The 9,026-nt window shown below is 62.7% G+C and carries 9 protein-coding genes; 5 read left to right on the forward strand and 4 right to left on the reverse strand.

The features are described from left to right. From ACK41V_RS22640 to ACK41V_RS22655, 4 genes are all read left to right on the forward strand, one after another. On the forward strand, positions 1-1,108 hold a 1,108-nt coding region (locus ACK41V_RS22640), incomplete at its 5' end, for a TonB-dependent siderophore receptor (RefSeq protein WP_409785786.1). Positions 1,109-1,116: 8 nt separating this feature from the next. Continuing rightward, positions 1,117-2,247 carry a PepSY-associated TM helix domain-containing protein gene (locus ACK41V_RS22645; RefSeq protein ID WP_409785788.1) on the forward strand — a complete coding sequence of 377 codons (1,131 nt, stop codon included), beginning with the start codon at positions 1,117-1,119 and terminating at the stop codon, positions 2,245-2,247. After that, positions 2,244-2,369, forward strand: a complete 126-nt coding sequence (locus ACK41V_RS22650; protein ID WP_409785790.1) for a hypothetical protein — start codon at positions 2,244-2,246, stop codon at positions 2,367-2,369. Before ACK41V_RS22645 ends, ACK41V_RS22650 begins: the two co-directional genes overlap by 4 nt. A 54-nt stretch (positions 2,370-2,423) precedes the next feature. Next, positions 2,424-2,786 carry a hypothetical protein gene (locus ACK41V_RS22655; RefSeq protein ID WP_409785792.1) on the forward strand — a complete coding sequence of 121 codons (363 nt, stop codon included), beginning with the start codon at positions 2,424-2,426 and terminating at the stop codon, positions 2,784-2,786. A 129-nt stretch (positions 2,787-2,915) separates the two neighbouring features. Here ACK41V_RS22655 and ACK41V_RS22660 read toward each other — a convergent pair whose 3' ends face one another. From ACK41V_RS22660 to ACK41V_RS22675, 4 genes are all read right to left on the reverse strand, one after another. Further along, positions 2,916-3,797, reverse strand: coding sequence for a hypothetical protein (locus ACK41V_RS22660; RefSeq protein WP_409785793.1), 882 nt, complete (start codon positions 3,795-3,797; stop codon positions 2,916-2,918). Between the two features lie 12 nt (positions 3,798-3,809). Next, the gene (locus ACK41V_RS22665) at positions 3,810-4,052 is read right to left on the reverse strand and encodes a hypothetical protein (RefSeq protein WP_409785795.1); all 243 of its coding nucleotides are present in this window, start codon (positions 4,050-4,052) and stop codon (positions 3,810-3,812) included. 553 nt (positions 4,053-4,605) lie between these two features. After that, a complete protein-coding gene (locus ACK41V_RS22670) occupies positions 4,606-5,289 on the reverse strand; it encodes a thermonuclease family protein (protein ID WP_409785797.1) in 684 nt (227 codons plus the stop codon). 216 nt (positions 5,290-5,505) lie between these two features. Next, positions 5,506-6,750 carry an MFS transporter gene (locus tag ACK41V_RS22675; protein ID WP_409785799.1) on the reverse strand — a complete coding sequence of 415 codons (1,245 nt, stop codon included), beginning with the start codon at positions 6,748-6,750 and terminating at the stop codon, positions 5,506-5,508. Positions 6,751-6,854: 104 nt separating this feature from the next. On the opposite strand from ACK41V_RS22675, the gene ACK41V_RS22680 reads away from it, so the two are divergent. Beyond that, the gene (locus ACK41V_RS22680; protein WP_409785801.1) at positions 6,855-7,820 is read left to right on the forward strand and encodes an AraC family transcriptional regulator; all 966 of its coding nucleotides are present in this window, start codon (positions 6,855-6,857) and stop codon (positions 7,818-7,820) included. Positions 7,821-9,026: the final 1,206 nt, after the last annotated feature.

The raw sequence follows: 9,026 nt of genomic DNA on the forward strand, positions 1-9,026 counted from the left end.
CAACGATGCATTCACCGCCAACGGCAACGCCGTGTGGCGCGTCAGCACCGGCAGCATCGAGCACAAGGTGCTGTTCGGCGCCGATGTGTACCAGCAGGATGCCGACTTCACCGCGCAGACCGCCAACAGCGCGGACCTGGCGCGGGGTGCCGGCCCGGTGCCGGGCATCGACCTGTTCAACCCGGTGTATGGCGCAAGTTCGTGGCGCGACTACAACCTGGCCGCCCTGCCCTGGCGCAGCACGAGCACGCGCAGCAAGCGCTATGGCGGCTACCTGCAGGACGAACTGACGCTGACCCCGCGCTGGCATGTGCTGGCCGGACTGCGCTGGGATGGCTTCAAGGACGATGACCGCATTGCCGGCACCCGCGTGGACGGCAACGACATCAGCTGGCGGCTGGGCAGTACGTACACCGTGCGGGAAGGCGTCAATGTCTACGCCAATATCACCAGCGGCTTCATGCCCCAGAGCGCGGCCAACCAGAGCGCCGAGGCGGGCGGCCCATTCGATGCCGAGCGCAGCAAACAATGGGAAGTCGGGTTGAAGTCCCTGCTGGCCGAGCGCGTCACCCTGAACCTGGCCGCGTACCGGATCGACCGCAGCAATATCGTGCAGGCCACCGGCGAGATCGTGGACGGCGTCAACCAGCTGGCCGCCCTGGGCCTGGTGCGCAGTACGGGCATGGAGCTGGATCTGCTGGCCGATGTCACCGAACGCTGGGTGCTCAACCTGACCTACGCCTACAACGATGCGCGGGTGAAGGATGCCGGCAGCAACGGCATCACCAATGCCTCCGGCGACCGCTTCGCCAATGCGCCGCAGAACAAACTCGGCCTGTGGACGCGCTACGACCTGCCGGCGATCAATTCGGCCATCGGCTTTGGCGCCGATTACGTGGATGAGCGCGTCAGCCTGGATGGCCAACGGGTAAAGCCGTACACCGTGTTCGACATGAGCTGGAAGACGCAGTGGCAGCAGTGGCAGTTCCAGGCCAACGTCAAAAACCTGTTCGACAAGGTCTATGCCGCTAGTGGGTTCACCGAACGCACCGGCCACTTCCCGGGTGAGCCACGCCGCGTGTACGTGCAAGCGGCGTACGCTTTCTGAGCCTGCCCATGCGCCAGCCTACGCCAGCGCACCCCAACCGCCCTGCGCGCAGCGGGAGTGGGCGCCGGCTGTGGTTCGACCTGCACAGCTGGCTCGGCCTGAAGCTCTGCCTGTTCATGGGCTTTGTCTGCCTCACGGGCACGCTGGCGGTGTTCTCGCAGGAGATCGACTGGCTGCTGCACGCCCCCATGCGCGTGGCCGATGGTGGTGAGCAGGCCGGCTGGGGGCCGGTCATCCACGCCGCGCAGGCGGCACATCCGGACTGGGAGCTGGAGGGCATCTCCGCCGGCCACACCCGCCTGTTCGCGGCGCGCGCGCAGATGCGCCTGCCCGATGGCAAGCGACGCTTTGTCTGGATCAACCCCTACACCGCGCAGGTGACCGGCGACACCGGCTGGTTCAATACGCAGCGGCTGCTGCGCAACACCCACCGCCACCTGATGCTGCCGGTGGCCTGGGGCGTGCCACTGGTAGCGGCGCTGTCCATCCCGTTGCTGCTGTCGCTGTTGAGCAGTCTGTACATCTACAAGAAGTGGTGGCGTGGCTTCTTCAAACGGCCCGACCCCTCACGACCGCGCCGCCTGTGGGGCGATGTCCATCGCCTGGCCGGGGTGTGGTCACTCTGGTTTCTGCTGCTGATCGGGGTGACCGGGGCGTGGTATCTGATCGAATCCCTTGGCGGCGATGCACCGGCCGCGCCGACCATACGACTGGCCAAGGGCGATGACCGCGCTGCCGCCGTCGACCCGGGCGCCGTCGACGCCGCTGTGCAGACCGTCCGCCAGCACTGGCCCCGCCTCGACATCCTCGGCGCCATCCCCGCACGCGATGGCGGGAGCATCCTGTTCCTGGGGGAGGCCGACGCCTGGCTGGTGCGGGAACGGGCGAACAATATCGCCGTAGACCTGCACACCGGGCAGGTGATCGGCATGCATGACGGCCGTGCGCTGGGGGTCCATCAGCGCATCGCCGAAATGGCCGACCCCCTGCACTTCGGCAGCTTCGGCGGTTGGCCCATCCGACTGCTCTGGTTGCTGGCCGGCACGCTGTTGACCGGGCTGTGCCTCACCGGCGTGTATCTCTACGGACTTCGCACAGTGGATTCGCTGCGATCAGCAGCCAAAAGGCGGCAGACATGAGTCATGAAAAACTGCCCGGCCCCTGGCGCGCGGCGTGGCACGGCATAGGTCGCTGGCGCTGGCTGTGGCTGGCCCTGTTGTTGGTGTGGGCGTCGCTGGTGCCGCTGGAGGCCATGAAGTAGCAGTACTCATCCGTTGAACAATGGCATCCTGCATGTTCGTGCAGGAGAACAACGATGCGGGCGACGGGAAATCTTCTTGCAGCAAGTGCTGTCACGCTGAAGGTCGGCGTGGTGTTCTGGGTACTGGTGGCTTGGCGGACACCGGGGGGCGAGCCGTGGGACGCGCCTGCGTTCTGGACCGTCGTCTATCCCATCGCATTGGGCATCGCCGCCGTTCTAGGTGCCTGTTTTCCCCGGCGGGCGTGGCTTTGGGGGCTGCTGCTCATGGTCCTGCAGGCGCCCGTGGTGGCCGTGATGTCTGGCGTTGGCCCGTTGTTGCTGGCGGGGCTGGTGTACGCACTGGTGCTGGCGGTGCCTGCGATGGCTATCGCGGCGACGGCCGGGGCGTGGCGTCGTCGCCTGCATGGGATGGCTTGAGTTGCCTTGCCGATGTGAAGCAAATGACGGAGAAACGAGGCAGCCACTGCTGCCCCGCCGAGCAAGGCGTTTCTCCTCACCACCAAATGCGAAGAAATCCACCGTCACAGGTTCAAACTCTCGATTTGTTTACCGGATGCCCATGCACTTGACCTCGGTCCGAATGTCATCGCTCTCATAAGTGCAGATCATCGAGGTATCGCCTTCCCGGAAGTCCAGTCTGATTCCGTAGTCAAACGCGTAGCGGCTAAAATCCATGTAAGCGTCACTCGCCCAGCCGCCAGGGAACTCGTAAACGGTTGGCTGGCCTTCCTTGACGAAATCCTCCTTTTTCTCCGGTACAAAATTGCCATGCACATCGCGGCCCGTGCCGGGGATGGGCTTCCAGGTTTTCTCGTTTAGATCGTAGGTTGCCTTCGAGCGAGATCCATCCGAGAAGTTCAGCACCGCGACCGGCTGACCCGCTTCCGCGTTTAAAAATTTAAGGACCACGGAATTTGCAAATGTGTTGTAAGCAAGGTAACCCCGTGCCGCCAAAGATGCATCTAAACGCTCCATCACGGTGTTCATCTTTGCAGGGTTTTGTAATGCTTCGTAGATGGTGGTTGGCACCGGGGCGTCAGACCGAAGGGATGCCGAGCGCCCAGCGGTAAAGCTGGCTACTCGAGCGTTTGTGTCCCAGGAGGAGGAACTGACGTAGTAGTTCATCTCCAACGTCCCGCCGTTTTCATTCCAAAAGCGAGCAAGCGCGACGAAATAGTCCTCGAGCGGCTGGTCGATGGGCGCCTCATGGAGGCTCCTATCCCAAGTGATGATGAATTTTCTGATGTCGCCCGTCGAAACACTGAAAACCACTACGCCACCAACGTCTATCTCAGACAGAGCCGCCTGTTCCATCTGCTGGAGTGAGCAGCCTTCGCATGCAACGTTCGCAAGTTCCGAATTTTGCGCGTTTACGCTTGCGGCAGATATCGCCAAGGCTGCCGCCGCGAAATATCCAAGCACATTCATGTAGTTCAGCTCCTAAAGCGAAGGGTTTGGTAGGAAGTGAACGACAGTCCTTGCTATGGCAGCAATGGGAAGCGCGATGCTTAAGGCCCGGGTCAGGCGGTTGCCCACATTGGCTTGGAATGGAATCCAGATGACCAAAGCGGTAGTTATCAGTGAGAAGACCACAACTGCTTTACCGCTTGCCATCATCGCCAGACACAAGGCGATAAACGCAAACAACTCAAGAACAAGTTCAATGTAGGTGCGTCTATTCATGTTTTCCGTCTTGCTTGGGCTGGGAGTCGTCCATGACCGCGATAAAAACTTGCGGCGCAAAGATGCTATCACGACTCATTCGCAAATACGGAAAGCCTAAACAGCTCACTGTCACAGTCTGGAGATAGCTTGGCTTCCACATATGCGACAAGCTTCTGTTTACCCTGAAGAACTCTCGACCTTCGATGCGGCGGAAATGCGAGCACATTTGACCAAGCGATGGATTCCACAACGTCCTTCGCGCGCTCCTGGCGCCGCCCTTAGCTCCGACGACTACATTCAATCTAGCGACGTTGGCTCAGGACGGAACCCGCAGGTCTATGAAGCACGACCGACCGCGGACGGGCTGTTGTCCACGGCATTGGCGCTCGGCGACGAATTTCTTGAAGTTGACGCCACTTGCCGAGGGCCGTGCGCCCGCTTAGCCAGCTGCGAAGATGAGGCCGTCCCCCCCCCCAATCGGGCAGGGTCCACCGGCACGATCGCCGACGTGGGCAGACGGAAAAGGCACACACCCAACACCGCGCTACTCGTTCTGACGCAGCGAGGGAGCTCATCGCCTTGCTGGCTGCCACCCAGCTCGCAGTGCATCCGAAGGACTGCAGAACATGCGCTCGCCACGGCTCACGTCGATGCGTGTGCGCGCGTAGTCCCGCTGGCCGGGCACGTGGTAGATCTTCCTGCCCTGCTGGGAGATGTTGCCCTTGATGCGGCATCCGCCCGGCGCCGGCTGCGCGGCCACCGGGGCGTGTCGTACCATCTGGTCACGCTTGCTGCGGCGATAGTCTGCTGGCATCTGGAACCGCCCCTGCCAGAGGTTCCGCTGGTGCTGGCGCGCGTCGGCTTCGTCTGCGATGAATGCCGTGGCGTATTGGCGATACGCGACCGCCCAACCCGAGCGCACCATCCACCGATTGACCGACTTACCCCGAACAAAGCACTCGGCCACCACCCTACCGTAGCGGTCGGTGTCCTTGGGCTGGCAACGCACGGTCTGGTCCAGCAGATACGCGTCCAGCACGGCGGCGGACCGTCGGCCACAGGGCCAAGGACGTCCGTCCTTGGCGGTGCATTGCTGGGCGCTTTCCGGCGCATCGATGCCCCAGAGGCGGATGCGCTGCTTGGCCACGGTGAGGGTGTCCCCATCCGTGACCGTGGCGCGGCCGACCAGCTCTGCTGCCACACCAGGAACCGAAGCAAAAACCAAAAGCAAAACCACCAGACCTTTCAACACCATCAACAACGACGTCCTCCAAGCGCACGCTCGGGTGCGGGCGCCAGTCAAAACAGGGTCGGGCACTTTAGCGGAAGTGGAAGAAGGACGCCGACCATATCGACTGTCCGCCAGTCCCGACGTCCGTTCCAGACGTGGTCGCCGTCGCTCTCTTCCACGACAAAGTAGTCGCTCCAAGGCGTGCGTGGCGATCACGCGGCCAGCCTGCGCGGATGTCGATTAAATATGAAACGCCGGACCTGCCGACAACGTCGGCGCGCCCACCCTGACCCGGAGCGCAATGAGCAGGCTGGCAAGCAGCATCACTGCTGCGGCTACGGTGAGGACTGCAACAATGCCCCCAAGCCCGAATACCAGACCGCCCAAGGCGGCGCCCGTTGCGATGGACGACTGCACAGCAGCCACCACCATCCCGCCGGCACTCTCGGCCTGGTCAGGCACCGCACGCGCAACCCAGCTCGACCAGGCCACGGGCACGCCACCGAAGGCCAGGCCCCAGAGCGCGACCAGCATCGATAGCCCGCCAACGCCCACCGGCAACAGGAGCATGCCCAGAGCGGCTACGCCCACCAAGGCGGGCATGATCACCAACGTGACTTTCAAACTGCGCTCCATAAGCCAACCGGCCAGTAATGTGCCGACAAAATTCGCCACACCGAACCCGAGCAGGATCAGCGCCAAGCCATCAGCGCTCATCTGCCCCAGGCTCTCCAACGTGGGGCGGATGTAGGTGAAGAGGGAGTACTGACCGGTGTGTGCCAGAACGCAGCCCAGCATGCCTACCGCAATGCCTGGCCGACGCAAAAGGCCCACCACCGACTCTGGAAGCGCCGCCTTGCGCGGGGCCATTCGGGGCAGCGTGAACCACTGGAACGCAAACGTGAGTCCACCTACCGCCGTCGCAGCCCAGAACGCGCTGCGCCAGCCCAGCAGCCCGCCGAGGTAGCTCCCCAACGGAACCGACACCACCGTGCCGACCGCAATGCCGCTGAAGATGATGGACAGCGCGCGAGGCACGCGTTGTGGCGGCACCAACCGCATGGCCACGGCCGCTGCCATGCTCCAGAAACCGCCCAGCGCGACGCCCAGAAGGACGCGCATCACCAGCAGGACGCCCATGCTGGACGACAACGCTACCAAGGCGTTGGAGAGGACCATCAGACCCGTGAAACTCAACAGCACCAGGCGCCTGTCTATCGACCGGGTCAGCCGAGGCACAAGCAGGCCAGCGAACAGCGCCACAACCGCAGTGACCGTCACGGCTTGACCGGCCAGCGCCTCCGACACCCCCATGTCCGCCGCCATCGGCGTCAGCAGGCTGGCGGGCAGGTATTCGGCCGTGAGCAGCCCGAAGACACCCATGGCCAGCGAAAACACGGCCACCCATGCCGATGAAGACGGCTCCCCGCTCTCCGCTGCCACGGATTCTGGCGCGTCTGTGGCATCAACTACGTTATTTCTCATCAAAGATCCCAGTGCATTCGTGCAGCCGAGAGTCTAGGGAGCCATGTCAGGATGATCTATGATTGTCCAGCCTGTATTTTTGATCGAAACCCCGGACCGTCTCAATGCGCCACGCTCCAGCCCAGTCCTCCGACCTGATCAGCGAGCTGCTGACCGGCATGCGGCTGCATGGCGTTCAATACAGACGCATTCAGACCGGGCCGACCTTTGGGCTTGGATTTCCACCGAAGCCAGGCCATGCCTATTTCCATTACCTGGCCGTGGGCAGCGCGATTCTTCGTGGCGCGGACGGCAGCCAATACCTTCTATCGGCCGGGGATGTCGTGCTTCTTCCCCGCGGAGAAGGCCACGCGCTGCTGTCGGGCGAGGACCATCCTGTCCAGTGCCTGGAAACAATAGACGCCGCCCCACTGACTGACACGGTCAGCGGGATAGACACGTGCCCGAGCACCCATGCCGTGCCAAGCGCTGTGCTCTTCCACGGATGCATGGTGTTCGATCTCGGGGGCATGCAAGGGTTGAGCAAGTTGATGCCGGCGGTGATGTTGGCCGATGGCAACGCCACTCAGTTTCCTGGGCTGTTGCCGATGGTCGACGCGATGAAGCGCGAGGTGTGCTCCGGACGTATTGGCTATGCAGGAATACTCGCCCGGCTGGCGGATGCCGTTGCCGCCATGATCGTGCGTGACTGGGTCGAGCGCGGTTGCGACGGCGCATCAGGCCTGGTCATGGCCATGCGCGACCCGCGTCTATCGCTGTCGTTGCTTGCCCTGCACAGAGACCCTGGGCGTGACTGGACCGTTGAAGCGCTGGCCGCAGAATCCAACATCTCACGTTCTGTCTTTGCAGACCGGTTCCAGACCGTCATTGGAACCGCGCCCCTGCGGTACGTGACTGAGCTGCGAATGCAGTTGGCCAGTCAATGGCTGACCCACCAAAACCTGTCCATCGAGGTCGTGGCAGCGCGCCTGGGCTACGCCTCGCAGGCAGCGTTCAGCCGCGCCTACAAGCGCGTGATGGGGCACTCTCCTGGCGCGACTCGGCGCGGGCGCCACGCGGCCTCGCCATAGGGGGGGCCGCCGCCCCTGCCTTCGAACAACCGCCTCGCGCTTCGCGGCTCATCGCCGCTGCGCCGTCGGTGCTTGGCCCGCCTTGAGCTTGGTGCACCCGCAGATCGAGGTCCGCCGCTGCTACACCTGATCCTGCTTCGAGCACACAGACTTCAGTCGGGCACCGTGGCGTCGCCAAACGGGAGCCACGACGCAGACAGCTGAACCTGCTCATCATGAGGGTCCAAGCTGCGCGGTGGTCGAAGGGATATGCCGCGGGTGCAATCGTGATTGGCGGAGAGAGTGGGATCGGATCACCACCGATCTAACCGATTCTCTCCGTTGCAGAAAGCCTCTTCGGCAGGTTTCCTTGGGATGTTTCCTCGATCATAGCCAGTCCTGGGTACGGTTGGTACTGCTTCCCCGGGTGACCAGGCTTCCTCCGATGGAGGAGCAGTCGGCTACCAAACTAGCCAACCGAGACCCCTGATGGCAGCGGGTTCGGAGATACATCTAAGGGCGAGATCTATGGTCAAATTAGATGTTCAGATATGTGAAATTTCTCTCATTTCTCATTTGGCGACTATGAGTATGGGTGCTTGGATGGGGCCGTCCACTAACGAAAAGGAAGGTTCTATGCACCACGACACACAGCTACACATCGCCAGCCAATTGCTCAGCGCTCTCATGGTTAACACCTCGAGTCGGGACATCGACGATCGGGACGTAGATGTTCGGCATGCTTTGGATCTCGCCGCCGAACTGATGAGGCAGTGGGAACCGACTACGCCCCCAAGGGGCTGCACTTCCCCGCCCGCTACTGGCAGATCGCAGAGCATGCTTGTTGACCGCTCACTCCCACCACCGGAAATGCCAGAATCAATGGAGCAATGGCGGAGCAGCAGGATCAACACACCGATGCCCGGTCCGAAGCCAAAGCTGGGCAGACGACCTGGTCTGCACTGAGTAAGAAGTGGCCCCGCAACTGCGGGGCCACTGGCTTTATGGACTCGGCGGCGCCGACGGACGCGATGGTCGCCCAGGCCGAGACACCTGCGGGACCCTACGCACCGACGGCGACACGAATGCGGGCAACTCACCGCAGGACTGAGCCAACTCCGACGCTCGTTGAAGGATGTCTCTTTCGGCGGCGTCCAGCGCCGGCTGAGTCGCCCTCTCTTGGGCCTTAGCCAACTCGATGGACCGCATCTCGAGCACAGCCAGACG

Origin of the sequence: Acidovorax sp. (assembly GCF_046291265.1) — a bacterium.
GTDB lineage: Bacteria > Pseudomonadota > Gammaproteobacteria > Burkholderiales > Burkholderiaceae_C > Acidovorax.

What these genes read in the sequence shown, in the direction of transcription:
- ACK41V_RS22645 (WP_409785788.1), top strand. Translation starts at nt 1,117, where the DNA reads ATGCGCCAGCCTACGCCAGCGCACCCCAACCGCCCTGCGCGCAGCGGG.
- ACK41V_RS22650 (WP_409785790.1), top strand. Translation starts at nt 2,244, where the DNA reads ATGAGTCATGAAAAACTGCCCGGCCCCTGGCGCGCGGCGTGGCACGGC.
- ACK41V_RS22655 (WP_409785792.1), top strand. Translation starts at nt 2,424, where the DNA reads ATGCGGGCGACGGGAAATCTTCTTGCAGCAAGTGCTGTCACGCTGAAG.
- ACK41V_RS22660 (WP_409785793.1), bottom strand. Translation starts at nt 3,797, where the DNA reads ATGAATGTGCTTGGATATTTCGCGGCGGCAGCCTTGGCGATATCTGCC.
- ACK41V_RS22665 (WP_409785795.1), bottom strand. Translation starts at nt 4,052, where the DNA reads ATGAATAGACGCACCTACATTGAACTTGTTCTTGAGTTGTTTGCGTTT.
- ACK41V_RS22670 (WP_409785797.1), bottom strand. Translation starts at nt 5,289, where the DNA reads ATGGTGTTGAAAGGTCTGGTGGTTTTGCTTTTGGTTTTTGCTTCGGTT.
- ACK41V_RS22675 (WP_409785799.1), bottom strand. Translation starts at nt 6,750, where the DNA reads ATGAGAAATAACGTAGTTGATGCCACAGACGCGCCAGAATCCGTGGCA.
- ACK41V_RS22680 (WP_409785801.1), top strand. Translation starts at nt 6,855, where the DNA reads ATGCGCCACGCTCCAGCCCAGTCCTCCGACCTGATCAGCGAGCTGCTG.